Here is a 26,923-nt window from a genome sequence, read left to right on the forward strand (position 1 = left end):
TCCTAACTGTGCGATTCCCTTCATTTTGCCTCTTACAAGGTGCTGAACACGATATTACGCAGCTTGCGCGTAATTGTCGTCGTTCCGGCATCTTTTTTTTGGATCATAAATAGTATAGTCAGACTTTCTTGAGGACTGTTACTGAAATACGCCCCCAGCCAGCCGTCCCAGCCGTATTCACCTTGGCTGCCGATAAATCCGGCTTTTCCGCTGTCGGTCATGATGCGCATCTGATTGCCGTAGCTATGTCCGCGCAATGTGTGCCACGTATCGAAGCCTTTTTGCTGCCAATCGGTTAAAGCTGCAGACGTTAAATATTTAACTGTTCTGGGCTTCAATAGTTGAACACCTTTTAAGCTGCCTTGATTCATTAGCATTGTTGTAAATTTGGCGTAATCGTCAATCGTAGACACAAGTCCCGCTCCGCCCGACTCAAATGCCGGATCAAGGTCCATCTGATGGCCAATGCCCAGGTGGCTTTCCGCATACAGCTTCAAACCGCCTTCACCATCATCCTGATAGGTTTTCACAAGGCGTTCTCTTTTTCCTTCAGGCAGCCAGAAACCGGTATCTTTCATTTCCAGCGGCTCGAAGATTTCCTTTTTCAAAAATTGCCCATACCGCATGCCGCTAACCGCTTCCACAATCGCGCCAAGGACGTCTGCCGATGTTCCGTATTGCCAGTACGTTCCCGGCTCGAACGAAAGGGGGACTTTACCTAGGCAATTTGCAAATTCCATTGTGCTCATCGCGTTTTCACTGTACAAACGGCTGCCCAGTTCTTGAAACAAAGCATCCGTTTGCTGTCCGGCTTTGTCCGTTCCGCCATATACCAATCCGGATGTCATGTTCAGCAAATCGTGAATGTTGACCTCCCGGCTGACAGGCACCAGTTCGCCGTTTTTCTCGACCTGTTGGTTTTGGAAGCCCGGAATATAGCTGCTAACAGGATCGAATAAATCGATATCCCCACGCTCAAGCAGCATCATGACGGAAGTGGCGGTAATCGGCTTCGTCATCGAATATAAACGAAAAATCGAATCCCTTGTAATAGGACGTCCCGACTCGAGATCGGCCAAGCCGTCTTCATGGTACAAAACTTCATTGCCGTTCTTGATCAGCATAAAGTTTGCTCCTGCGATTTCCTTGTTGCCGATACTTGCTTTCAGCGTTTTTTTCAATTGGTTGGTTAAGTTTGACTCCAGCATGTCACTTATGTCTCCTTCTCGAATAACTTCACTTTAACTAAAGCGGATGTTAACCATTCGTTATAGAAAATATTAAGCGCTTTCGGACAGATTGTATAGTGCCACGGCAGAACACAATCCGGTTAACCTGCAAAACGGATACAATATAACTCTTATGCCACCGGATAGTTTTATAAGATATGGTGTCTCCACGGTAATATTTGGGGTATATTGGAAGGAGTAAATTATGGAGGAGAAAAACAAATGTCAGATGTAGTGGTCCGGATACCCGTTGAATCGTGGTCAATAACGGAATTGACGAAGGAGACATACTGCTGCTGTTTCCAGCCTGTACAGATTTGGGGAGACGATGTTGAGGTTGAAATATTCCTGCCCACGGCAATCGGAAGTAAGGAAATAGCAAAAGATGCAGCTATAAGTGCCGTTCCTTTGCTGGAGGAGGAGCTTGCCTGGCTTCAGATGAACAAGGGAGAACTCGGTAAGGCGCTGGAGTGGGCTAAAGAGCGGGCCGAGGAATGGATTTGGGATGACCCGGATTTTGTTGAGCTATCGGACAATGAAGGCTATGTGGAGCTGGACGGGCAAACTGTTTGCGTCCCGATTTCGGATGAAGCTTTTTTAAACAGCTTGTTTCTATGGAGTGTTGTTTTTGAGCAGGTAGATGGTGCCGGTTCGTTTAAGATGTCAATTGAGCTTGGGAACAAACCGGATTATTTTGCCGGACATCGGATACATATCGACATAGATGAACATAAAAATTTTGTAAACCAAGGTTTATAAGGAGAATGAGGGATATGACAGAGAAGGCAGAGACACTGTGGCAGCGCATTATTGCAAAAGGCAGCCGGAATACTCCGGGGTACGAAGCAAATTTGAATTTACAGCCTGGCGCTAGCGTGGAAGAACTTGATGGGCTTGCCAGTACGCTGGAGGTTGTACTTCCCCAGGAGTTGAGGGACTTCTATAGCATATATAATGGTCAGGATTGGGAAGCAGGCTCGCAGTGTTTTGTCCGAAATCTAACGCTGTCGCCGCTTGAACAGATTCTCGAGGATTGGGAATTTCTAAATGAAGAGTTTGATCCGGATGACATGGAACCGGAGATTGCCCCGCAGATCAAGCCGTTACTGTGGAATCCACGGTGGATCCCTATTGCCAGCAACGGGGGTGGCGATCATCTCTGTATAGACACGGACCCTACAGCAGAAGGGACCTTTGGGCAGTTGCTCTATTTTTATCATGACTGGGGAAACCGGTCTGTTGAGGCGGCAGGCTTGTTTGACTTTATTGAACAATGCTTGAGTGAAGAGGAGTGAGGAGATAGAGGTATATTCTGCATGAACCATAAAAAATGGTATCCTCCAAAAGTGAAGGGGCAGCATAGCCTAATGAAACTAGGACATATAATGATTTTCGTCAATGACATGACAAAGGCGAGATGGTTTTATTCTGAATTACTGGGTTTGCAAACACTGTTAGAGCAAGAAAATAAGCTTGTATTTGCCCTTGACGGCTGTCAGCTTATAGCTTTCAAGTGTGAAAAGACCAAAGAAATTGGAGATTATTCGAACGAGGCTAGAACAGTTTTGGTGTTTGAGGTCGTATCCATTGAGCAAACTTATAAGGAAATGAAGGATAAGGGTATTCAATTTTTGCATGATAAACCTACACAAGGGCGATATGCTGCTTTCGTCGATCCGTTTGGTAACGTGCATGAAATCGCTGAATCGTTCGATTGAAAGTCGTTAAAGTAGCGGCAGTCTAAAACTTTATATTCTCGTCCAAGACTGCCGCTGTTTCTATTATTGGGCTCAGTCCCCAGTGAACGAGTCGCCACACACCTTGGCGAACAGCTCTTCCTTGGGAACTACGCGGTTTTTGTGCCGGGCCATTTAACGGACACTTAAATTTCTGTGAATTGAACACCCATTAGTGTCATGGTGGCAATATCTAAAGCGGTGTCAGTTGCTTCTTCTGGGAAGCTGACTCCCCGTTTAGGTGAGATTCTTCCATTTAACTCGAAAATCCGCTCAAGTTGAGTCAATGTACTGGCTGCCGTAAGATGTGCTTGACCTAGCGGGTCAGTAACACGGATTCTATGTATCTTTGAATTAGTTTTTATAGAGAGAATAAATTCCTGCGGTGCGGTTGAAGTATTGAAGCTGCTATGAAGTATGGACGTACGTCTCTTTAGGGACAGGCGCGCCCAAATACCACAGTTCACCAATGCAGCGAATGCACGGTTTGTAAAACGGCTGTCGAAGGCCAGACGTATGGACACCCCTTTGGCAAGTCCATTACTAACCAAGGTCATACTCTCAGGACTGCTTATGCGTCGGCACTGGAAGACTTGTTCTCTGCTGAAGGTGACAGTCTTGGGATCAGAGAAGCCGAGAACGGTGCGTGCATTGCTTTTCTCCCATATTTCAAAAGGCAAATGAGCGTCAACGAAATGAGCGAAAGAATCTAGGCCGCTTTTGTCTTTTAAAGAAAGGAGAATATCGATATCGATGTTTTCCGCCGGCTCCTTACCCATCAGTAGGGATGAAGCGGCAATCGTTGCGGCACTTGCCATCCAGCCAGAGGCAAGTACAACGGGAGAATGGCCTTTTTCTTCGGCTACCACAGCGTGTGCATCATCAATTCGTTCGATCCAGCGGGTGATATCAATGAGTGGAATCCCCCGTTTCACGGCTGCTCGCAGCAATCGATCTTCCTGATCATTGACCGAGACGATAATGGCATCGGGTATATATTTCATACCTGCCAGCGGATCGGCATCAAGTATGTCGATCCGTACTCCATCAGCTTTGGGTAGAAAACGTGCTGCTGACTGTGCTTTATGAAGGCGTCGTCCCCCAATAATGACATGTATCTCGGGATAATGAATCGAAATCAACTCGCTTAACACTGTTCCTACCGTGCCGTATCCACCAGCGATAAGAATAGATATATTACTTTTCTTGAAAATATGCTTACTTGATTTGTTTTCCTGAACATCTGTCATTTGATGCACCTCATTCATTTTTGCTAAAAAAACAATAAACACTTGTATTTATTTGAACATGTGTTTATTGTAAAGATGGAGTTTGAACATTTCAATCTTCAATATCGCAGGAAGTGTTCAAATATGAACATATTATAAAAAATTGTTGAGGAGATATTGAATGAAGGATAGAAGGACAAGCAAAACGAAGCGGGCTATTCGTTCAGCTTTTTTACAGCTGTTAGAACATAAACCCTTAAATCAGATTACAGTGGCAGAAATATCGAGGGAAGCTGATCTGGGGAGAGGCACATTCTACTTACATTATAAGGATATCCGCGATTTATCGGATCAATTAGAAAATGAAATATTGCGTGAGCTCGAAGAACTATATGATGCTTCTCTTCCCTGCGATACGATGGAGAATTTAATTAAGCTTACGGAAACGCTGACGGAATACATGGAGTCTAACCGTGAGCTGTTTATTCTGCTGGCACGCAGGGAACAAGAAGCAGCGACATTTCAGAAGATCAAACAGTTTTTTGTGAAAAAGTTGATCCTGGAGGACAGGCGCCCGTTTGATGAATACAAACAGACGGAGGCTATTTTCCTTGTCGCTGGGGTAGTAGGTGTATTGGAGGTGTGGATCAGTGAAGGTATGAACAAGCCGCGTCAGTTGATATCCAAGTGTCTTTATGAGGTATTAATGAAGATGGATATTTAACAGTTGGGAAGCATAAAAATAGTGAGATCGGGATACCGGATGCAGAATTCACAAAAAACAACTCGAAAGGGAGTAGGTTATGGACATCGAAAAAATCAAACAGATTATAAATTCTGGGGAGATGTATGATGACGCAGGTGATGATGTAGCAGCAGTTAGGTCACTCGCTTTAACCATGTGCCGGGAATATAATCAAAAAGTAAATACAAATGAAGGCTACGATATGTCTATATTGAAAGAATTGTTTTCAGACGTGGGTGAGAATGTATATATTGAATCTAACTTCCGTTGTGAGTTTGGATTCAATATCTCTATGGGGCACGATGTGTATATTAATCACGACATGATTATTCTTGATTGTAACGAAGTGAAAATCGGAAATGATGTCTTTATTGGGCCACGTGTGGGGTTATATGCAGCAAATCATGCGGAAGATCCCTTTGAACGGGCGGATAAAGGAGTCTATTCGAAACCAATTACAATAGGGGATCGGGTATGGCTGGGGGGAGACGTTAAAGTTACTCAAGGTGTGACTATAGGCGAAAACAGCATTGTTGGTGCTGGAAGCGTAGTGACCAAAGATATTCCTCCTAATGTCATTGCTGCAGGAAATCCGTGCAAGGTTATTAGACCGATTAAATTTTCTGATCGTCCTTGGAGAAGATAAGTATATTGAATGGTTTTTCCAGACGATCTTGAAGACAAGGTTATTGATCAACTCATGTAAATGGGTTGATTTTTTTTGTCCGAAATAGAGGGGATCGGCTAAAAAAACCTGTTCTTGTCCTATTGCCACGAAGCCTGACGTTATCCATTCATCCTTCATTCCAGAAAAATCAATCCTCAAAATAAATGCAACAATTGAGATGCTGGAAACGAACAGTTATTCATCTTTAACGATCGAGGCCATTGCTTCACAAGCAGGTAGAATCAGAGTTTGATTTTGACAGCAATAGGTCCATTCAGGATAACTTCAAACAACAGCTTGAAGCTTTAGTTCGTATTCTCAGCAGCAAAATTGGGATAACGAAAACCTGTCCTTTACCTACACAGAATTTCAAACAGATGTACTTGCCATAATTCAGTTGTCAGATGAGTAGCTCTGCGTAGCAAATAAATCTGGATAAATAGTTAATTTCACCCTTATAGTCACTAAAATCGATTATAATTAAATTTATGTTCAAGTCGATTACCTATCCTAAGTTAATAGGATAATCATACGCAAAAAGGCATAGTGATGAATCGCCTATGCTATAAGGGTTATAGAGTTTTCGAATACACACTTATGTATAAGAGGAGGCGAATGATATGACGATAATGCCTGTTATAGTAATGATCTTTGTATTTGTACCTACCATTGTACTCATGGTAAGCATGCCTTATTTAACAAGAGAGACGATTAGTTTTGGGGTCACCGTCAGCGCTGTACAATTCCACAGTGAGCCTCTGCGCCAGATGCGGAAGTCATATGCTAGGATTAGTGCTACCTTGCATACCATCCTATTCATTGTTTGTATCATCTGCCTAATATACGGTGATGAACATTCCAAGCAACAAAGTTGGATCATTGTCACTTATTCACTCGCCATGGTCGTAATCTCCCTAGTCATAAACATTAGCTATCATTTCAAAATGAAAAGTTTACTACCTATGCTGCCTATTGCTCCGGAACCATCGATCATGGCAGTGGACACTGGATTTCGGAAAAGAAACATTGGCTTGTCTAGTAATTGGTTCCTCATTCATGTTTTAATTATTGTTGTTAGTATTGTAACTGTGCTACGCAACTACGATCTGATTCCTGATCAGATTCCGATCCATTTCAACAGTAGTTGGAACATAGACCGCTATGCAGCTAAATCTTATAGTCTTGTGCTTATTCCTACGATAATACAAGTGTTCATAACACTTTTGTTCATATTTGAGAATTGGAGTATTCGCAGAGTGAAGCAGCAGGTTCAACCCACTGATCCGAACCGTTCCATTAGACAAGACGTAACTTTCCGCCGTACTTGGTCATGTTTTATGATTACAGCAAGCTTCTTATTAGTTATCCTGTTTTCCGTCGTGCAACTAAACATGATATCTCTGCTTAACATCAATTTCGCTATCCCCATTATCCTAATCATAATAGCCTTTATCATGCTATACGGCTTCGCCTTATCGTTCTGGGCTGGTCAGGGCGGAAGCCGCTTGGAGCGATCTGCCGATTACTCCAATGTCAGACCTGTTCATGATGATGATAAATGGCTGTTAGGTATGATTTATTTCAATCGTAAGGATCCAAACCTAATCGTCGAGAAAAGGTTCGGAGTCGGCTGGGGATTAAATTTCGGTCACCCAGTAAGCTGGCTGATTTGGCTCGGAATTATTGTACTGTTAGTTGTGGTGTGGTAACAAGGCTTGGAGGTTAATACTCACCGGAGTATTCTATAATAGTAGGAGCGTATAACATGAATTTAAAAGAAAAGTTGATATTAATAAAAGAAAATGGCTACCAAGCACCTCCCGATATATTCCAGTTGATACAAGAAATGATGAATAACATCGGTTCTTTGGATGCTGAGCTACGTGATGAGCTAATTTATACAATCTTATCACATTGGATTCCCGGTAATTTTCTAACTGCAAACGAACTAGAACAACTTGTGCCAGTTGTTTTGGATAACAACCATTTACTTTTTAAGCTTGGTGAAACAAATACAGACTCTGTCTTCACTCGATCTTTCTCAATGCTAGTCATACCGCTCCTCTTGATGAGGCATAGAGAATCACCATTTCTCTCAAGAGAGCAAATTCATCAGATCAAAGAGAAAGTGTTTTTACATGTACAAGAAGAGCGTGATTACCGTGGGTATGACGAAGAAAAAGGCTGGGCTCATGCTATAGCCCACGCAGCAGATGCTTTAGACGACTTGGCTCAATGTTCCGAACTAGATAAAAATGACCTCTTAACCATCCTCGATTTGGTTTACAAAAAGTTGACCATAACAGATCGGATTTACTCCGATGGGGAAGATGAGAGAATGGTAAATTCCATAATTAGTGTTTTAAATAGAAAAATACTTAGTCAGACTTATGTAGAGCAATGGATTCAAAGTTTTGGTGATGTGGAAAAAAATTCAGAATTTCTACCTGCCTTTAAGCAAAAAAATAATATAAAGAACTTTTTGAAAAGTTTATACTTTCGAGTTAAATTTTACAAAGTGGATGCCGAACTCTGCTCAATTATCGAGCATACTTTATATAAAGTAGAAAAAGTGTACTATCCCTAACTAAGAAAAAAGTAACAGATACGAACACCAAACTTCGATGTTCAGCGAATTCTTGCTGAATATATTGACAGGTAGTTCTAATCGCTATTCCAATTATCCGCCCTTCCATTAGGCGGCTTTCTTTTTGCCGAAAATCAACACTGGTGGCAGCCATTCTTAATTTAGGCCATAAAATCATTCTTTACCGATCGTTCTAAATATGTTATATTGTTGGCATGGGAGGAATACACAGATAAAAAGCCACGTTTCATTGAAAATGAATATGGCCGTCTAGACATACTTTTTTTTACCTAAATAAGAACGATCGTTCTAAATTGTACTTAAAACTCATTTACACTAATCTGCATGTTATGGAGGAGAGAATATTATGAAGTATACAGTTATTACAGGAGCAAGTTCAGGGATTGGATATGAGACGGCATTGGCGTTTGCTGCACGTGGCAAAAACTTAATTTTGGTAGCTAGAAGATTGGACAAATTAGAAGAACTCAAATCAGCAATTCAGGATATTGATCCTACTGTAAATGTTATTGTTCGTACTAGTGACCTGTCTGTTACGGATCAGGCCTACACACTGTATAGCAATCTAAAGGAATATCAAATTGAGACCTGGATTAACAATGCGGGGCTCGGTGAAGCTTCTTTTGTAGTAGAGCAGAATTTAGATAAAGTTGAAACTATGCTACGTGTTAACATCGAATCCTTGACGATCCTTTCTACACTATATGTGCGAGATTATGCTGATGTAGAAGGAACTCAGTTAATTAACGTCTCATCCGCACTCGGATATGCCATTGCTGTTGGGAGTGTTGCTTATTCTGCATCTAAATATTACGTTAGTGCCTTCACAGAAGGGCTTGCAAAGGAACTAGAAATGAAAGGCGCAAAACTAAAAGCAAAAGTTTTAGCACCAGCAATAACGGAAACAGAATTCGTGAAGAAATCATTAGATGCTGAAGAATTTGATTACAAATCAAACATGCCTAAGTACCACACTGCCAAACAAATGGCGGGCTTCATGTTGGATCTTTATGATAACAACGAAGGGGTAGGGATTGTAGATCAGAACTATGATTTCAATCTGAGGGGCCGAATCTATCCAATAATTTCAGAATTTTAAAGTTCAGTGAACCGAATAAAGGTGAAACATGGCGTACAACTGAAGATTGTGCGCCATGTTTTTAGTCTAAAGCTGTTCGATGCTATCCCCAAATTAGCAAAGGAAGATGATGAATATGAGAGCAGCACAAATACAGAAATATTCAAAAATAATACAAGTGGAAATAAATGATGTTAATATGCCACAGATCAATAGCCATGAGGTACTTGTCAAAGTAAAAGCTGCAGGTGTAAATCCACTGGACATCCTTAATCTAAATGGAAGTGTTCGGATGATTGCCGACTATAAGTTACCATTAACTTTAGGGAATGAACTATCTGGAATGATTGAAGCCGTTGGTGATGATGTTTTGAATTTTAAGGTTGGTGACCCTGTTTATACGAGGTTGCCGCTTAATAAAATCGGTGCTTTTGCTGAATATACAGCCGTGAATGAAGATGCTTTATCCATCATGCCTGAAAATCTATCTTTTATTGAAGCTGCTGCGGTACCCCTTACTGCCTTGACTGCTTATCAAGCATTGCATGATGTACTCCTTGCCCAGCCGAATAAAAAGCTATTCATTCCTGGAGGAACCGGAGGATTTGGAGCTATGGCAATCCCCATTGCCAAATCAATGGGATTATATGTTATTACAAGTGGCAGTGAAAGAGGCAAATCACGTACACTGTCGATCGGGGCTGATCAATTTATAAATTACAAGGCAGAGAATTATGCTAACATACTATCAGATATCGATTATGTGATCGACACCTTAGGTACCAAAGAGATCAAAGCTGAACTGGGCATTTTAAAACCACAAGGGAAACTGGTATCATTGAAAGCAGGACCTAATTATCGCTTTGCAGTTGACAATCATTTTCCAATGTGGAAAAAAGCATTGTTTGGTCTAGTGGGTGCTCGTTTAGATTCTTTAGCGCGTAAGAAACAAAATGAATATCGTTTTTTATTTGTGCAAGACAACGGAAGCCAATTACAAGAAATCACCAAACTTGTTGAAAAAGAAAATATCAAGCCCTCTATAGATTCAACTTATACGTTTGGTGACATTAACAAGGCGTTACTTAAAGTGTCGACGGGCCATTCCCAGGGCAAAGTGATTGTGACCTTCTAAACAACAAGCAACTTAAACGACGTTGCTCGCGTATACTGAGTTAAAAACAAATTATATCCAACGCCCAGAAGCAAAGAAAAGGGGAAATAAATATGAGAATAGAGTTACATAAGCAAAGTGATATTGATACTTTAACTGATATTTGGTATAGAGGCTCAATTCAAGCACATGATTTTATCGATCAAGAATATTGGCTTTCTCAAAAAACGGAGATGAGAGATAAATACATTCCAATGTCGGACACCTATGTAATTTACAATCAATCAGAAATTGTTGGGTTCGTTTCTATGGTTGAGGACTATTTAGCGGCACTTTTTATTGATACGTCTTATCAAAAAAATGGTTATGGAAAAGAACTAATTAATTTCATGAAAATTCAAAAATCAAAAATTACATTAAAAGTATATAAAGAAAATACTTCAGCAACACGCTTCTATGAGAAGAACGGCTTTACTATTAAAGAAACTCTTTTAGATGCAAACACCAATCAGGAGGAATACCTAATGGAATGGAAGGAGTCATAAAGGATACAAGTTCTTGTCCTTTGCGCAGGACAAGAACTTGGTCTCATTGGCGGATAGATCAATGTCTAGTACCATGAATTTGAATTCATCCAGAATTTGGACTCATTCTCGTATCAAGTCAAACAAGCAGCTTCTCCATAATCATCACATCAGTCGGCTTTCCATCTAAAATCCCTTGGTTCTCAAATACACCGACTTCACGATATTTCATTTTTCGATACAACCCTTGCCCATTTTTATTGAAAGGGAAGGTAAACAAGACGATTTTGTAAAACTCATTTTTTCGGGCTTCTTCTTCTAAAGCTTCCAAAAGTATGGATCCGATGCCTTGGCCTCGATATTCCCTATGAATATAGATGGACAAATCGGCCACGCCACGATACGCACAGCGAAGGGAATAACGATTTAAAGATGACCAGCCAATGATGCCCTGTCCATTTTCAGCGACCAGAATCGCAAATCTTCCTTGATGTTCATCAAACCAGTTGTTTATGAAGGGACGATCTTTCGTTTCTTCTTCAAGAGTAGCAATTCGATCTTCAATGCCTTGATTAAAAATGTGAAGAATATCCACTATATCTGCATACGTTGCTCTCCGAACAGTAATGCTCCTCATATCCCATAACCTCCAAATCAGTTTAAGATTTTACTGCTTTAATAACGGCTGAAACAATGTATTGATCAACATTGGCACCGGGAACCCAGTCTTTAATGAATGTTCTGGACTCGTCTTTAGGCTCAATCCGGATATCAGCAAAGCCGCTTTCGCGAAGCATTGCTTCAACATCTGAAATGGAAGAAGCACCGGAGATGCAACCGGAGTAGAGTTCTTCAAGATCATTTTTAATTTCAGGTGGAAGCTCCGCCGTAGTTACGATGTCCGCGATGGCCAGACGACCACCCGGCTGAAGGACCCGGTAGGCTTCACGGAACACCTGTTGTTTATCTGGTGAAAGATTAATAACGCAATTGGAGATAATCACATTTACCGAATTGTCGGAGACGGGAAGATGCTCAATCTCACCCAAACGAAACTCAGTGTTCATAAATTCTCCTTTAATAGAGTTCTCCCTTGCGCGGCTGATCATCGCAGGTGTCATATCCACACCGATTACATGGCCTTGGTCACCTACCTGCCGGGAGGCCAGGAAACAATCGAATCCGCCACCGCTCCCGAGGTCCAGAACATGTTCACCAGCCTGCAGTTCAGCAATAGCTTGAGGATTGCCGCATCCAAGGCCTAAATTGGCACCTTCGGGAGCTGCAGCCAGTTCTTCACTGAAGTAGCCCATTTTAGCGGATATGGCATCAAAATCAGAAGGGGAGTCACAACAGCTTTCGGCTGGGGTACAGCAGGAAGAGGCAGCTTCGACCTTTTTTACGGCGATTTTTTGGTAGCGGCCCCGTACATTCTGGCGGATCTGGTCGTTTGTCATTTGGGTCATGATTGAACACTCCTTTAAAGGTATGGATTAGTTTTCACGTTATATGTTGAATTAACTTGCAAATTGCAAGTATAAGTCAAGAGAAATCACCCTTTTACTGGTGCACAGCAATTGCTGGATTTCCCCATAGCTTCGTTGAACAGCTTAATCGAACGCAGTAAAGTTTCTACTTCAAACTCACTCATATTCGAAAAAGCTTCATCCAGGTAGGCGTTCATTTGATGATCAATCGTTGTTGCCACCATTTTCCCTTCGGGAGTAAGCACCAGGGTATAGACTCTTCGATCTGCCTTGTCAGCCATTTTTGTAACCAGTTTCATTTTCACCAAAGATTGGACTTGTCTGCTAAAGGTTGTAATATCGGTCCCGAGTGTTTCAGCAACCTGTTGCATGGAAGGACTATGGCTCCGATCAATTTCATACAGCAAATGGCTTTGGGCTGCGGAGAGATTACATCCGCCTACGCTGCAGCAATCTTTATTCAGTAATCCTAAACGCCTGGTCATGATTTGGAATAATTCTCGTGGGGTTTCCATTGTTATCACCTCTTGACTTAAGTTATATCGTAATTACTTGTAAAATGCAAGTGTGTGAATTCGTGGGTATACTATTTACTCCTAATTCCAAACAGTCCTATCTAATATGAAAAAGGTGCCAACTGCTGTTTGCTGCGAGTGACATTTAGGTTATTGATTATATAAGCTCATAATTATATAATGATGTTCGAGATCCAATCTAATTTGCTTAATTTAATTTTGTCCATTGGTTGGTCTGCCTGGTGGAGCGATACTCGCTTAGCTGCAGGGGGATTCGGCTTTAACTTTGTTCTTGATGCTGTACCGACCATGGAAGTGGTAAAGGGTGCACTTTGGGCGATCGTATTCTTTTCCATCGGGGTGTATGTCGTTGTGTATGGGCTGCTAAATGCGGGCCTTCCGTTATTTTAAAACTAAAGGAGATTATGAATCATGAATAAGAAAACCATTTATTTTTTGTGTACAGGAAATTCCTGCCGGAGCCAGATGGCCGAAGGTTGGGCAAAAAAATACCTGAGTGACGACTGGAATGTATACAGTGCTGGTATTGAAGCTCACGGTTTAAATCCGAAGGCTGTACAAGCCATGAACGAAGTGGGTATTGATATTTCAAGTCAAACCTCGGATATTATTGATCCGCAACTGCTGAACAACTCCGATCTCGTGATTACTTTGTGTGGAGATGCCGCAGATAAATGTCCAATTACCCCTCCTAAAGTGAAACGTGAGCACTGGGGATTTGATGATCCAGCGAAAGCGCAAGGAACAGATGAAGAAAAATGGGCTGTCTTCCAGCGGGTGCGTGACCAAGTGGGCGAGCGCATCAAACAATTTGCTGAAACTGGTAAATAATTATTCCTTTAAAAACCCGCGCCAGGCGCGGGTGTACAGAAAAGGGGATAACTGGATACTAATTATGGGCAGAATAAGTATAATCTCTCTTGCAAACCTTGTAAGACTTCTTCCGGCATTTCCCTAACCTTTATATCCCCACCGAGGAAAAGTAGCCAATTTGTTATTTCGGTCAATTCTTCGGGCTTGTTAACATTGATAAAAGTCTTTAGAACGGCTGTGGTCTGGTAAGGATTCGTATAGGAGATTGAAACCTTTAAAGGATGGTATTTTTTGAACTGGGCAATCGCATTTGGACCAAGCTCAAGGACCAGGTTGATTACTTCTTCCTGCTTACTTAGCTTTTCTAAAATCTTTTTCTTACTTAATCTTTTTTTCGTCGGGTAGGGTATAACACTAGTGAGATGGTCGACAGGAAAAATCTGCTTCTTTTCTTCTTTCAAGTCAAAACCTTCGATCAGCCAAAGGCTTTTTTCACGATAAAGGTGCAAGAGATAAATTGGATAAGACTTTATTACCTTCTCTTCTTTGATGGTAATCAATAAATAACTATCTGAAAGAAGGATTTGGATCAGTTTTTCTAACATGGGATGGGGGAGGTCTGAAAGATCAAGCAGGTCGGGATTGTTGGGGTTGGTCCCTTCAAAAAGCAAGCTTTGATTTAGAAGAAAAAGCTCTTCTTGCTGGTTTTCTGAGATGAGGCCCAGTAATTTTTCAGATAAAGACTGACGACTCTTTAGATAGGGAAGTTGTTGATTTCTAGTGGCCATAAAGGCAATAAAAAGGGCTTTGACCTCATTATTGGTAAAGCGAACGACGGGAAGTACTGAGTTTCGCATGACAAAATAACCCCCATCCCGTCCAACTTCAGCGACAAGCGGCATCCCTAAGGCCTCAATTTCTCTGATGTCTCTAATAGCTGTCGAACGGGAGATGTTAAATTCCTGCATGATTTCTGAAATTGTAAAGTGGGCACGATTGTTGATATACCGCATGATGATATTAATCCGTTCAACTTTTTTCATCGGACTCCTAAACAGTATCATTTTTTGACATGATTTAAGGCTATCATATACTTATCAAGTGAAGAAGACAAATCATTTGATTAATTTAACTAGAAGGCAGGTTTTGAATATGGCAGAATATACCTTAGAAGAAAAAGACAGCTTTACCGTTATAGGTTTAGGAACGGAGCTTACAAGTGATTACACAGACTATGCTGGCATAAACAAGGAAAAGTCTGATTTTTGGCAGGCCGTCAGCCAAGATGGAAGGCTTGATTATTTAAAAGACATTGCCATAAATGACTACATTTTTGCTGTAAACGAAGCGGTGAATAGCAAGATGATGCATTATGCTGGTGTCATGACCGAGGCCGCTGCACCAGAAGAAGCCAGAGTTATTCAATTTCCTAAGGGGGAGTACCTGGTTGTTAAAGGGGAAGCGAAGACGGCTGATGAACTGAATAATAACCTTGCCGGCCTTGCCTTTGGTCAAGCCTTGCCGGAAGCAAAGAATGTAGCCTATGTTGGCGGACCAAATACAACGGTTGAGATGGGGCAGCGAAACGGATTAGTTTTTGGTGAAATGTGGATTCCTGTTATAAGGAAATAAAGAGTATAGAAGGAGGCATAGGCATGTCCTATATCGTTGATTTTAAAAATGTGTCTACGATTGGTTTAGAATCTTCACCTGTAGTAGAAACGCTTGCCGGTTTACGTGCGAATGAAGCCCGTTACTTTATGAATAAGTACAAGCATGAATTTACGGTTGTCCCAGCCAGCGAAAGCCAGGAAACCCTTGCTTATGTGAACCGGATATTGAAAGAAGAACGTGATATTGAGTTTGCGGCCAAACCTTTAGAAACATCTCGTTTTCAAGTGGAAAATATCCAATTTGCCTATGTCTTTTATGAGGATGGTCTTGCGATCAATGTCATGTATACGGTGGATGACCCTAAGAAACGGGCAGTTGGTTTTAAGCTTTCTGAGGGGATGGAGGTCCCAAAGGAGTTAGAAGCAAAGTTTAAGTTTGCCAGGCAGAAGTCTAAACTAGCTGGAACAATTCGGGGTTCGTTTTTTGTAATTAAAGGAGAATATTAAAGTAATTAATAACCCGCGCCCCGCGCGGGTTTTGTATTTTAAAAAAAGTTGTTTTATCGGGCTACTACGGAAGAAGGATATTTCAATTATAATTGTTTTTCACCATCCTGTTTATCGGCAGGAACTGGTAAACTGTACATATATTGAAGGGGTTTGGACAAAAGTTATTATAAATACGTTATAGCTAAAGGAGAGATATTATCACTTATAACGAGGTTGTTAAAAGCGTTGATGCATATTTACTACCATTAATATCAGAGTTATACGGGTTGGAAGGCTATGAAACCGGTCTGGTTAAGGCACATGACGGAGGGCGGAATGTCGTATACACCTGTGAGAAAGAGGGCGCCGACGCAAAAATACTCAGAATCGCTTTCTTACCGGACAGGAGCCGGGAAGATTTTCTGGGAGAACTTGAGTATATCAGGTATTTATTCGAGCATGGAGGAAGTGTCTCGGATGTAGTCAGCTCCAGGAAGGGGAATCTGCTGGAAGAGATCAGCCACAGTCATCATATCTTTTTTATCAGCCTGTTTAAAAAGGCCAAGGGGAAAATGCTTGTAGAAAATAATTATCAGTACCGGGAAGGCGCTCCAATTACCGAATATTATTATAATTGCGGTAAAGTCCTGGGGAAACTGCATCAAATATCGAAAGAGTATACTCCTATCCATCGCCGGTATAGTTTTTTTGACAAATACAATGCCGAATATATCGATAAACTGATACCGGATTCCTTATCTCCGCTTAAGGAGAAGTTGGTAGAGCTCCTTAATACCTTAGAAGGGGTAGACAGGAACAAAGAGTCTTTTGGGTTGAACCATTTTGATTACAACGATGGGAATTATTCGATAGATTTTGATACCGGGCAAATAACTGTATATGATTTTGATAATTCTTGTTACTGTTGGTATATGTTTGACTTGGCCAGTATCTGGGGAAACGGAATGGGCTGGATACAATTTGAACCAGACGCCGGTAAACGTAAAAAGTTTATGGAGGATTATTTTGAAACAGTCCTCGCAGGATACAGATCTGAGACCAAGATCGAAAATTCGATGTTGGATACATTGCCCTTGTTTATTCAAGCAAACTTCTTGGAGAATATTATAGATGCGTTCGAGGTAATGCGAAACAACGGCGAAGAGCCGGAGTGTGATGAGGAGCTGTCGTATCGTATAAAATGCATGGAAGACGATATCCCGTATTTCGGATTTTTCCATGAGATTTATTCGTGTGAAGAACCTTTTCAGTATGAGGAGCGAGATATTTAGTCTTTTTGTGCATCAGAAGCCGCCATATTGACGGCTTTTTTTGTTTTTATGTTATAAGTTCTTTTCCCAAATACCTATAGTTCAGAACCAAGATTAATGCAAAAAAGTCGAATGTAGGCCTAAAATGCGCTTTATTGCGAAGAACATCATTCCATTATTTGATACACTTTGTGCATATTTGGATGCGGGGTTTGATCCGCTCAATATGAAAGGCATGACCGGAGATGAAGTGTCAGAATGAAGTCAAAGTTGCACAAATCAGATACGGTCAAGAAAGGGGGGATCATCACAAGACTGAGCAAAGAGAACATTTTGAAGATATGAAGAAGATTGAAGATTCGCTGTTATGGCGGTTTCATGTTCGGATTTTCCCCTGATTTCTAAAATGAATTTTAGATAAATAGGAGGAGTTAAGTACATGAGTATAAAAGCTATTTCCATCAAGAAACCGGTGCTTGCATTCTTTATGTCATTTCTAATGGTAATTTCGCTTGCGATCCCCCCATCTCCGGGATATGCAGAGTCAGCGGGCAACCAGACCGCCCGTCAGGCGGAGTATCTTGACCGCGGTCTGGTTGCGGTTCTGGCCGACAACGGCGTGTTCTTGAGCTGGCGGTATTTAAATACGGATCCAAATGCAATCGCTTTCAATGTGTATAAAAACGGATATAAAGTCAATACGGCGCCCATCAGCGATGCCACGAATTATGTGGACACAACAGGCGCAGACAGCTCACAGTATCAGATTTCCGCCGTCATTGCCGGCAAGGAAGAAATGCAGCCGGAGACGGTATCGGTGTGGCATAATGATTATTTACCCATTCCGCTGGATAAACCGGCCGACGGCCGAACCAAAGACGGGGGCACGTATTCCTATTATGCCGGTGATGCTTCCGTGGCGGATTTGGATGGCGACGGCGAATTTGAAATCGTTTTCCTGTGGAGTCCAAGCAACTCGAAGGACAATTCCCAGGCAGGCTATACCGGCAATGTCTATATTGATGCCGTTAAACTTGATGGCACCAAGCTCTGGCGGATCGACCTGGGTGTCAATATCCGTGCCGGAGCTCATTATACCCAACTGATGGTGTATGATCTGGACGGCAACGGCAAAGCCGAGGTCGTCGTCAAAACAGCGGACGGAACGAAGGACGGTCAAGGCACCGTGATCGGAGACGGAACGAAGGATTACCGTAACGACGGCGGGTATATCCTGACGGGCCCGGAATATCTTACGCTGTTCGACGGACAGACCGGAGCAGCCGTGTCCACCGTAGAATATCAGCCTCCAAGAGGCGATGTAAGCGCATGGGGCGACGGATACGGCAACCGTGTAGACCGGTTCCTGGCCGGTATTGCCTACTTGGACGGCGTGAAGCCAAGCGTAGTCATGGCCCGCGGCTACTATACGCGCACCGTGCTCGCGGCTTATGACTATGATGGCGGCAAATTGGTGCAGCGTTGGACCTTTGACACCAACGAGGCCGGGGCTCAATATCAGGGACAAGGCAACCACAATTTAAGTGTGCTGGATGCCGACGCTGACGGCAAAGATGAAATCATGTACGGCGCGCTTGCGATTGACGACGATGGAAGCTTGCTGTACAGCACCGGACTCGGCCATGGCGACGCGATGCATGCCGGCAAGCTCGATCCGAACCGGGACGGCTACCAGATCGTCAGCGTGCATGAACATACGAATGCCGAATACGGGCTGGAGATGCGCGATGCCGCTACAGGAGAAATTATCTGGGGCCAGTATACAGGGAAAGATACCGGCCGCGGAATGTCGGCGGATATTGATCCAAATTATCCTGGTTACGAATCCTGGGCATCCACGATTGTCAACGGACAGATGGATCCCTTATCCCGCGGATATGCGGCGAACGGAGAAGTCATTTATGAACAGAATGAAGTGCCGCGAAGTGCAAACTTTGCGATCTGGTGGGATGGCGATCTCCAGCGGGAGCTGTTCGACCACGAATGGAACAACAGTACAGCGAAAGGTATTCCGCTCATTTACAAGTGGGATTACGGGAATAAACAGCTGAAGGAAATCTTCCGGGCAGCAGGGAGCTTGACCAATAACCACACCAAAGGAAATCCGGCGCTTCAGGCGGATATATTGGGCGATTGGCGTGAGGAGCTTCTGCTGCGCAGTGAAGACAGCACGGAATACAGACTTTATACGACGACAATCCCGACGGGCTACCGGATTCCCGCGCTGATGCAAGATCCGGTATACCGGCTGGGTGTAGCCTGGCAGAATGTAAGTTACAACCAGCCGCCTCACACGGGATTTTATCTCGGGGCGGAAGCGATGGAATTCCCTAAAGCGAATTTGGCTCTTACCGGCGGAAAAGAAGTGCCGGAGCAGATCTATCACTTTGATTTCGGTACAGACCCTGCGGCTGGCACAACCGCCGTGCAGGATACACTCTATGCACAAGCAACGGGTTACGGATTCGAGAAGACAAGCGGAATTACGGTGGATGCAAACCATGTTTCTCTGCCGGAAAACGCCAAATTCGCCGTAGACCTGCCCAATGCCAATTACAAGGTAACGCTCAAACTGGGCGATGATGCACGCGATTCGAACGTAGGCGTCAAATCCGAATTCGTTCAGAAGCTGGCCGTGACCAGCGTGAATGCGGGAGAACCCCGGATCTATTCTTATGACGTTGCGCTGGTAGACGGCCAGCTGGAGTTCATCTTCTCCGGCACGGCCATTGACGTGCAGGAAATCATCATCGAGAAATACCCGGAGCAATCACCGGGAGCCGCGACGACGATCTATTTGGCCGGCGATTCAACGATGCAATCTTATAGTAGCATGCAGGCTCCGCAGGAAGGCTGGGGTCAGCAATTCGGACGCTATTTTGCAAATGGCGTAGTGGTCCAGAATGATGCGATCGGCGGCAGAAGCAGCAAATCGTTTATGGTTGACGGCCGTCTGGATACGATATTAGAGCGGATCAAGCCGGGAGATTTCTTCTTTATTTCCTTCGGCCATAACGACGCCAGCGCAGGCATTCCGGACCGGTATGCATCTCCGGCGGATTACAAAACATATTTGGCCCGTTATGTGAACGGCGCCAGACAGCGCGGTGCAACACCGGTGCTGCTTACTCCGGTAGGGCGCAGAGATTTTAATACAGTTACTCAAGAATTTAACGTAAGCTTCCCGGAATACGTGAACGCTGCCAAAGAAGTAGCGGAAGAGCTGGGCGCGCCGCTGGTTGATTTGAGCCAGTTAAGCGTTACGTATTACGATAAGATCGGCCTGAGTGCTACGGAGAAAATCTTCCTGTACGCCAATCCGGGCGAATATCCGAAGTATCCGAACGGCGTGGGCGATAATACACATTTCAGCAGCTACGGTGCGCAGGTCATTGCCGCATTAGTTGCGGGAGCAGTGAAAGACATGGATTTAAGCATTTCGCCGTATGTCATTGACCCGGACATTTTGGAACCCGAGCCGGAACCGGAGATCCAGGTCTATGAGGAAAACTTTGAGGGCGATCCCGCCGCCTCCGAATATGCGCTGGTCAATGCCACAGGTATCGGCGGGCAGATGACGGGAACGGTTGCAGAGCAGAACGGGAACAAGGTGCTGTCCCTTAGCGGTTCAGGATCCGGACACCGGGCGAAAGTGTTCCGCCTGTTCGATGCAGTGAATGGCGACATCGTCAATGTCAATTTTGACTGGCATTCCGGCAATGTGGGCGCATCCCCGTCGGAAGGACATTTGTCGCTCCAGGATGCGAACGAGAATATTATTTTTACTCTGTTAACAAAGACCGGCTCCACAAGTCCAGACACGAAAATCCATTATTTTGCAGGCCCATATACAGCAGACTATGGTACCGGCATCTCAGCTGTTCCGGAAGGCGGCACAGCCACGAACATCCTGAAAAACCAGTGGGTCAATGTGGATGTCAAAATTAATTTTGCTAAGAAGATGATAGATTTGACGTTGACTAGCCTGGCGGACCCCAGTGTCACGCAGACGATCGAGGATATTCCGATGAATCCCGGTGTCTACGCCAATAACGCAAGGGCACTCCGCTTCCTGGGAACGAGAAAGGGCGGGGGAGGCACACTGAACTGGACCACTCAGATCGATAACGTGAAGATTGAAGGGACGAAGCTGCCGCCGGTTGCCGGCGATCAGAAGGCATTGATTGCGCTTCATGACAAGGTGAAAGCATTGGATCTGTCAGCCTATACAGAAGCATCCAAAGCGGTGCTGAATAAAGCTTTGGCGGCTGTGGAAGCGATCATCGGTACGGAAGCGACGCAGGCCCAGGTCGACCATGTATTGAACATGCTGACGGTCGCGAGGGATTCGTTAACAAGCGAACCGGTAGGCGAGATAAGCGAGTACAAGTTTGATTTTGGCTCTGGAAACGCTGCTGAAGGATACACAAAGGTAGACGCCAAAAGAGCTTACCTGGAAGGAAACGGTTATGGCTTTGCCAATACCGCGCTAGTCCAGGACGAGAACCGGGAAACCGGGGATGACCTGAAGGAGGATTTCACCCGCGTGAACGGCACCTCTTTCCTGGTAGAAATGGAACCGGCCAATTACCGGGTAACAATGACTATTGGCGATTCGCAAGAATCCACCAACGCAGGGGTTATTGTAGAACAAATGCCAAAATTGCCGGTTACAACTGTACCGAAGGGTGAATTCAAGGAAATTTCATATGACATCGCCCTGATTGACGGCGTCTTTAACTTTGAGTTCTCAGGCAGCACACCAAAGATCAACGCGCTGAAGATTGAACGTCTGCCGGGCAACGGTGCGGGCGATCAGCCGGTTATTTATCTGGCAAGTGATTCCACGGTGGCCAATTATGCGGAAAGCTATCGTCCGCAGGCCGGATGGGGCGAAACGCTTAAAGGGTACTTCGATCTGGATCAGATCAGTATCGATAACCGGGCTGTAAGCGGCCTAAGCAGTAAAACCTTCCTCGTAGGCGGATATCTCAACAACATTCTGCTGGGCATTCACGAAGGGGATTATCTGTTCATGCAGTGGTCCCATAATGATTCCACACCATCCCGCCCTGAGCGTTACCTTACACCTGAGCAGTTCAAGGTGTATCTGAAAGATTACATTAACGGCACTGTACAGAGAGGCGGAATTCCGGTTCTGGTTACGCCGGTCAACCGACGCGATTTTACCGGAGAAGTATTGAACAAGAGCTTCCCGGAATATGTGCAGGCAATGAAAGAGACGGCGCAAGAAACCGGTGCTTTACTGATCGATCTGAATCAGGCCAGCTGGAAATATTTCCAGGAGCTTGGTCCTGAGGGCACCAAATCTATTTTCATGTGGGTAGGTACAACTGAGGACAATACCCATCTTCAGATGAACGGTGCGGTCAAGGTATCCGAGATGGTGGCACGGCTTGTACAAGAGCTGGATATTCCACTGTCCGACCTTGTCACACTGGAAGAGGAACCATCGGATACGACAGCACCGCATACGACCGCGGTAGTAGAAGGAGAGTCGCAGAACGGGTGGTATACTTCAGCGGTAAAAGTAACTTTTACCGCGACGGATGAAGACCCGGGAGTTGACACGACCTATTACCAAGTCGATGGCGGCGAAATTGAGAGCGGCACGCATCTAATTCTGAGCGATGAGGGCAATCACACTGTGACTTACTGGAGCGTTGATCTGGACGGCAACAAGGAGACCAAACAGTCGCTTTCAGTGCCGATTGATCTCGCACCTCCGGCCATCGCGATTCAGGGTCAAACGGAATACACTATTGATCAACACATAGACATCACTTACACGGCCGCCGATACGGCCTCCGGCGTGGCCGAGCCGAATGGCGTAATGTTGAATGCCCCGGCTTATACGCTGGAGCCAGGCTTGAATTCAGTAACTGCAGCGGTCTATGACCGTGCGGGCCGGGAGAGCAGCGTTGACTTCAGCTTCGGAGTTACTGCTACCTTCGTAAGCCTGGCAGAGCTGACACGCACCTTTGCAGCCGAATCGGAAGACCCGGGTGCAGGAGCGGTTGCTGAACAGCTTGCCGGTAAGCTGCAGCAGGCTGAACAATCGGCGAATGCGCGTGATGGTGCGATGGCGCGCCAGCTGCTCGCGGCATACGCCAATGAGGTTGATGCCAGCAGAGATACGGTATTTACGGCTGAACAGGCAGACGCGCTGCGTAAGTGGGCCGCATGGCTCAGCCAGGTGACGCCGCTGGCGAGCAGTGCTCCAGGCACTCCAGTGTTGTCCGATAATAACGGACACGATACGGGTCTGAGAGACGGAGATTACACTATTACGATGAATCTCTGGTGGGGCAACAACGGGACTCTTTTCAAGCTGTACGAGGATGGCAAGCTCATCAAAGAAGTGCCTCTGGCTGACCATTCTCCATCCGCCCAGTCCGTGCAGATTGATATTACCGGCAAGCAGAACGGTACGTATGTCTATACCGGTGAACTGATCAATTCACTGGGTACGACGAAAGGTTCGCCGCTGACTGTGACCGTCACCGATGCTTCCCCGGGCCAAGCGGTATTATCGAACGACAACTGGGATGGAGACGGTAGTTTTAGCGTCAGTATGAATCTGTGGTGGGGGACAAATGCTACCGAATATGAGCTCTATGAGAATGGAGTTCTGGTAGACACGCAACCTCTGCAGGCTCATACGCCCGGCGCCCAATCGGCAGTAACAGCACTCTCCGGAAAGGTTCCGGGAACCTATGAATACGAGGCTGTGTTACGCAACCCGGCGGGTGAGACCAGAACGGCAAAGATGATCGTAACGGTCCAAAAGTAACTGGATCAGGCTCGACAAATGCACACAAAAAACGGCTGCTAAATGATCGGCAGCCGTTTTTTGTGTTGTTATAAGTGAAAAAGTGATCACTTAATGATGATACTAAGGGAAGAGGGAAATCAAAAAAGAACCTGAGTAATTTATCAGGTTCTTCTATATTGCATATAAACAGACACGATGATATAATCAGTCTGCGTCTTTTATAATATGTATAGACATAAATGTTTCATCTTACAATTTAAATTTACCATGCCACTGAACTCTTGTCAAATGTTTTTTTCTCAATTTAATGGTAAGGAGAGATGTTAAATGAGTTCTTTGGTTCTCGGATTTCAGGAAGTGGACAATATGCAGCTTTTGCTCGTTGGCGGAAAAGGGCTCCATTTAGGGGAATTATCAAAAATAGAAGGAATAAAAGTACCCGAAGGATTTTGTGTTACAACAGCGGGATATCAAAAAACCATCGCACAAAACGAAACGTATTCTGCTTTGCTCAATCGGTTAACTATGCTAAAAGTAGAAGATCGGGATCAAATTGGTGAAATCAGCCGGAAGATTCGACAACTCATTATGGAAGCAGAAATTCCTTCCGATGTTGTGAAAGCAGTAACTCAATATCTCTCCCAGCTTGGTGATGAGCATGGCTATGCAGTGCGTTCTAGTGCGACTGCCGAAGATTTGCCGCATGCCTCTTTTGCGGGTCAACAAGACACCTATTTAAATGTCATCGGCAAAAAAGCCATCCTGCAGCATATCAGCAAATGTTGGGCTTCGCTGTTTACTGAACGCGCGGTAATCTACCGTATGCAGAATGGATTTGATCACAGTCAAGTTTATTTATCAGTGATCGTTCAAAAGATGGTATTCCCGCAGGCTTCAGGGATATTGTTCACCGCTGATCCGATTAGCAATAACAGGAAGCTGCTATCCATCGATGCCAGTTTTGGACTCGGAGAAGCACTGGTTTCTGGTCTGGTCTCTCCCGATTGTTATAAAGTACAGGAAGAGGAAATCGTCGATAAGATCATATCAACCAAACAATTGGCTATCTATGGACTACCAGAAGGCGGCACTGAAACCCGGCAGCTCGATCCCGATCAGCAAAAGGCTCAAACACTTACTGAACAACAAATTTTACAGCTGGCACGGATCGGAAGACAAATCGAAGCTTATTTTGGCTGTCCACAAGACATCGAATGGTGTCTGGACCATGATACCTTTTATATCGTCCAGAGCCGGCCAATCACTACTTTATTCCCGATTCCTGAAGCAAATGATCAAGAGAATCACGTTTACGTATCTGTCGGCCATCAACAAATGATGACTGATCCCATGAAACCATTGGGACTGTCTTTTCATCTGTTAATTACTCCTGCACCTATGCGAAAAGCCGGTGGAAGGCTGTTTGTTGATATCACACCTAATCTGGCTTCACCTGATAGCAGAGAAAATTTATTAAATGCCATGGGACAACACGATCCGCTCATAAAAGACGCAGTTATGACCATAGTAGAGCGAGGAGATTTTATAAAATCGTTACCAAATGATAAAAAAGAACAGAGTATTGGTAAAAGCAATAAAGGTATGTCGTCTGCGGGGTTTCAAGCACCAATCGAAAACGACCCGACCATCGTTTCAGATTTGATTAAGCGTAATCAAACATCGATAGAAGAGTTGAAACAAAACATCCGAACGAAATCAGGATCGGATTTGTTTGATTTTATCCTGGAAGATATCCCGCAATTAAAGAAGATCTTATTTGACCCACAAAGTACGGCGGTGTTTATGACTGCTATGGATGCTTCAGCATGGATCAATGAAAAAATGTACGAGTGGTTAGGTGAAAAAAACGCAGCAGATACGCTTTCTCAATCTGTACCAAACAACATTACTTCAGAAATGGGTCTAGCGCTATTGGATGTCGCAGATGTGATTCGTCCTTATCCGGAAGTCATTGATTATTTACAAGATATAACAGATGATAATTTTTTGGATGAACTGGTTAAGTTTGATGGTGGACAGGAAACTCAAAACGCTATCTATACTTATCTGGGCAAATACGGAATGCGATGTGCCGGTGAAATCGATATTTCAAGAACTCGTTGGAGTGAAAAACCAATTACACTTGTCCCCATGATTCTTGGTAATATCAAAAACTTTGAGCCTAATGCCAGCCATCGAAAATTTGAGCAAGGGCGACAGGAAGCTATGGCTAAAGAACAAGAGTTATTAGAGCGATTGAAGCAATTACCGGATGGTGAACAAAAAGCCAACGAAACCAAACGAATGATCGACCTGATCCGTAATTTCATCGGATACCGGGAATATCCAAAATATGGAATGGTTAACCGCTACTTTGGTTATAAGCAGGCTTTACTGAAAGAAGCGGGACAACTCGTACAAGCGGGCGTCATTCATGAAAAGGAAGATATATTCTATCTCACTTTTGAAGAACTTCGCGAAGTCGTACGCACAAACAAACTGGAATACCAGATCATCAGCAAACGAAAAGACGAATACAAATTTTATGAAAAACTAACTCCACCACGTGTGATCACGTCGGACGGGGAAATCATTTCGGGTGAGTACAAACGAGAAAATCTGCCAGCCGAAGCTATTGTAGGTCTAGCTGTTTCTTCCGGAGTTATAGAGGGGCGGGCACGTGTCATCTTAAACATGGAAGAAGCTGATCTGGAAGATGGAGATATATTAGTCACCTCATTTACTGACCCTAGCTGGACACCATTATTTGTATCCATAAAAGGTCTAGTTACTGAAGTAGGTGGACTGATGACCCATGGAGCAGTTATTGCACGTGAATATGGCTTGCCGGCAGTTGTCGGAGTGGAGAAGGCTACCAAACTGATAAAAGATGGGCAACAAATTCGCGTGCATGGAACAGAAGGGTATATCGAAATATTGTAATGGCTTGGATGTATATGGCGACAG

General features: G+C 44.1%; 22 protein-coding genes and 1 pseudogene. 17 read left to right on the top strand and 6 right to left on the bottom strand.

Annotation, left to right across the window (positions count from 1 at the left end; translation table 11 throughout):
* Positions 1 to 32: 32 nt before the first annotated feature.
* Positions 33 to 1,208: a serine hydrolase domain-containing protein gene (locus tag H70357_RS17890; RefSeq protein ID WP_038592264.1), complete on the bottom strand. Its 1,176-nt coding sequence runs from the start codon at positions 1,206 to 1,208 to the stop codon at positions 33 to 35.
* 243 nt (positions 1,209 to 1,451) lie between these two features.
* On the opposite strand from H70357_RS17890, the gene H70357_RS17895 reads away from it, so the two are divergent.
* The 3 genes from H70357_RS17895 to H70357_RS17905 all read left to right on the top strand — a co-directional run bounded on the left by H70357_RS17895 (position 1,452) and on the right by H70357_RS17905 (position 2,947).
* The gene (locus H70357_RS17895) at positions 1,452 to 1,988 is read left to right on the top strand and encodes a DUF2262 domain-containing protein (protein ID WP_038592267.1); all 537 of its coding nucleotides are present in this window, start codon (positions 1,452 to 1,454) and stop codon (positions 1,986 to 1,988) included.
* Between the two features lie 14 nt (positions 1,989 to 2,002).
* On the top strand, positions 2,003 to 2,524 hold the full coding sequence (locus tag H70357_RS17900) for an SMI1/KNR4 family protein (RefSeq protein ID WP_038592270.1): 522 nt from the start codon (positions 2,003 to 2,005) through the stop codon (positions 2,522 to 2,524).
* Between the two features lie 72 nt (positions 2,525 to 2,596).
* A complete protein-coding gene (locus H70357_RS17905; RefSeq protein ID WP_038599835.1) occupies positions 2,597 to 2,947 on the top strand; it encodes a VOC family protein in 351 nt (116 codons plus the stop codon).
* Positions 2,948 to 3,111: 164 nt separating this feature from the next.
* Here H70357_RS17905 and H70357_RS17910 read toward each other — a convergent pair whose 3' ends face one another.
* Entirely contained in the window at positions 3,112 to 4,215 is a 1,104-nt protein-coding gene (locus H70357_RS17910; protein ID WP_038592273.1) for a saccharopine dehydrogenase family protein, read from the bottom strand.
* 160 nt (positions 4,216 to 4,375) lie between these two features.
* Between H70357_RS17910 and H70357_RS17915 the strand changes: the two genes are divergently transcribed.
* The 7 genes from H70357_RS17915 (at position 4,376) to H70357_RS17945 (ending at position 10,951) form a co-directional block, all read left to right on the top strand.
* Positions 4,376 to 4,918 (top strand): TetR/AcrR family transcriptional regulator, encoded by a 543-nt coding sequence (locus H70357_RS17915; protein WP_038592275.1) that lies wholly within the window; start codon positions 4,376 to 4,378, stop codon positions 4,916 to 4,918.
* A 79-nt stretch (positions 4,919 to 4,997) separates the two neighbouring features.
* Positions 4,998 to 5,585 carry a sugar O-acetyltransferase gene (locus H70357_RS36920; protein ID WP_038592278.1) on the top strand — a complete coding sequence of 196 codons (588 nt, stop codon included), beginning with the start codon at positions 4,998 to 5,000 and terminating at the stop codon, positions 5,583 to 5,585.
* A 641-nt stretch (positions 5,586 to 6,226) separates the two neighbouring features.
* Positions 6,227 to 7,315, top strand: a complete 1,089-nt coding sequence (locus H70357_RS17925; protein WP_038592281.1) for a DUF1648 domain-containing protein — start codon at positions 6,227 to 6,229, stop codon at positions 7,313 to 7,315.
* 56 nt (positions 7,316 to 7,371) lie between these two features.
* Positions 7,372 to 8,193 carry a DUF2785 domain-containing protein gene (locus H70357_RS17930; RefSeq protein WP_038592283.1) on the top strand — a complete coding sequence of 274 codons (822 nt, stop codon included), beginning with the start codon at positions 7,372 to 7,374 and terminating at the stop codon, positions 8,191 to 8,193.
* 367 nt (positions 8,194 to 8,560) lie between these two features.
* Positions 8,561 to 9,313, top strand: coding sequence for an SDR family NAD(P)-dependent oxidoreductase (locus H70357_RS17935; RefSeq protein ID WP_038592286.1), 753 nt, complete (start codon positions 8,561 to 8,563; stop codon positions 9,311 to 9,313).
* Between the two features lie 115 nt (positions 9,314 to 9,428).
* Complete coding sequence (locus H70357_RS17940) at positions 9,429 to 10,427, top strand: NADP-dependent oxidoreductase (protein WP_038592289.1); 999 nt, start codon at positions 9,429 to 9,431, stop codon at positions 10,425 to 10,427.
* Between the two features lie 92 nt (positions 10,428 to 10,519).
* Positions 10,520 to 10,951 (top strand): GNAT family N-acetyltransferase, encoded by a 432-nt coding sequence (locus H70357_RS17945; protein WP_052092097.1) that lies wholly within the window; start codon positions 10,520 to 10,522, stop codon positions 10,949 to 10,951.
* A 118-nt stretch (positions 10,952 to 11,069) separates the two neighbouring features.
* Here the strand turns inward: H70357_RS17945 and H70357_RS17950 are convergent, their stop codons facing one another.
* The 3 genes from H70357_RS17950 to H70357_RS17960 form a co-directional block, all read right to left on the bottom strand.
* The gene (locus H70357_RS17950; protein WP_038592290.1) at positions 11,070 to 11,567 is read right to left on the bottom strand and encodes an arsinothricin resistance N-acetyltransferase ArsN1 family A; all 498 of its coding nucleotides are present in this window, start codon (positions 11,565 to 11,567) and stop codon (positions 11,070 to 11,072) included.
* 22 nt (positions 11,568 to 11,589) lie between these two features.
* Complete coding sequence (locus H70357_RS17955; protein ID WP_038592293.1) at positions 11,590 to 12,396, bottom strand: arsenite methyltransferase; 807 nt, start codon at positions 12,394 to 12,396, stop codon at positions 11,590 to 11,592.
* 86 nt (positions 12,397 to 12,482) lie between these two features.
* The gene (locus H70357_RS17960) at positions 12,483 to 12,932 is read right to left on the bottom strand and encodes a MarR family winged helix-turn-helix transcriptional regulator (RefSeq protein ID WP_038592295.1); all 450 of its coding nucleotides are present in this window, start codon (positions 12,930 to 12,932) and stop codon (positions 12,483 to 12,485) included.
* A 297-nt stretch (positions 12,933 to 13,229) separates the two neighbouring features.
* Here H70357_RS17960 and H70357_RS35910 point away from each other — a divergent pair.
* A pseudogene (locus tag H70357_RS35910) lies at positions 13,230 to 13,331 on the top strand (ArsB/NhaD family transporter); the annotation flags it as partial.
* A gap of 33 nt (positions 13,332 to 13,364) precedes the next feature.
* Positions 13,365 to 13,784, top strand: a complete 420-nt coding sequence (gene arsC, locus H70357_RS17970; RefSeq protein WP_038592300.1) for an arsenate reductase (thioredoxin) — start codon at positions 13,365 to 13,367, stop codon at positions 13,782 to 13,784.
* Between the two features lie 62 nt (positions 13,785 to 13,846).
* On the opposite strand, the gene H70357_RS17975 is transcribed toward arsC, so the two are convergent.
* A complete protein-coding gene (locus H70357_RS17975) occupies positions 13,847 to 14,809 on the bottom strand; it encodes a helix-turn-helix transcriptional regulator (RefSeq protein ID WP_038592303.1) in 963 nt (320 codons plus the stop codon).
* Between the two features lie 109 nt (positions 14,810 to 14,918).
* On the opposite strand from H70357_RS17975, the gene H70357_RS17980 reads away from it, so the two are divergent.
* The 5 genes from H70357_RS17980 (at position 14,919) to ppsA (ending at position 26,899) form a co-directional block, all read left to right on the top strand.
* Positions 14,919 to 15,398, top strand: a complete 480-nt coding sequence (locus H70357_RS17980; protein ID WP_038592306.1) for a GyrI-like domain-containing protein — start codon at positions 14,919 to 14,921, stop codon at positions 15,396 to 15,398.
* Positions 15,399 to 15,421: 23 nt separating this feature from the next.
* Positions 15,422 to 15,886: a DUF8821 family protein gene (locus H70357_RS17985; protein ID WP_038592309.1), complete on the top strand. Its 465-nt coding sequence runs from the start codon at positions 15,422 to 15,424 to the stop codon at positions 15,884 to 15,886.
* Between the two features lie 269 nt (positions 15,887 to 16,155).
* Positions 16,156 to 17,160 carry a phosphotransferase enzyme family protein gene (locus H70357_RS17990; protein WP_038592312.1) on the top strand — a complete coding sequence of 335 codons (1,005 nt, stop codon included), beginning with the start codon at positions 16,156 to 16,158 and terminating at the stop codon, positions 17,158 to 17,160.
* Between the two features lie 418 nt (positions 17,161 to 17,578).
* Positions 17,579 to 23,974: a rhamnogalacturonan lyase family protein gene (locus H70357_RS17995; protein WP_038592315.1), complete on the top strand. Its 6,396-nt coding sequence runs from the start codon at positions 17,579 to 17,581 to the stop codon at positions 23,972 to 23,974.
* A 309-nt stretch (positions 23,975 to 24,283) separates the two neighbouring features.
* Positions 24,284 to 26,899: a phosphoenolpyruvate synthase gene (gene ppsA, locus H70357_RS18000; RefSeq protein ID WP_038592318.1), complete on the top strand. Its 2,616-nt coding sequence runs from the start codon at positions 24,284 to 24,286 to the stop codon at positions 26,897 to 26,899.
* Positions 26,900 to 26,923: the final 24 nt, after the last annotated feature.

The organism is Paenibacillus sp. FSL H7-0357 (assembly GCF_000758525.1).
In the GTDB taxonomy this organism is placed as follows: domain Bacteria; phylum Bacillota; class Bacilli; order Paenibacillales; family Paenibacillaceae; genus Paenibacillus_AQ.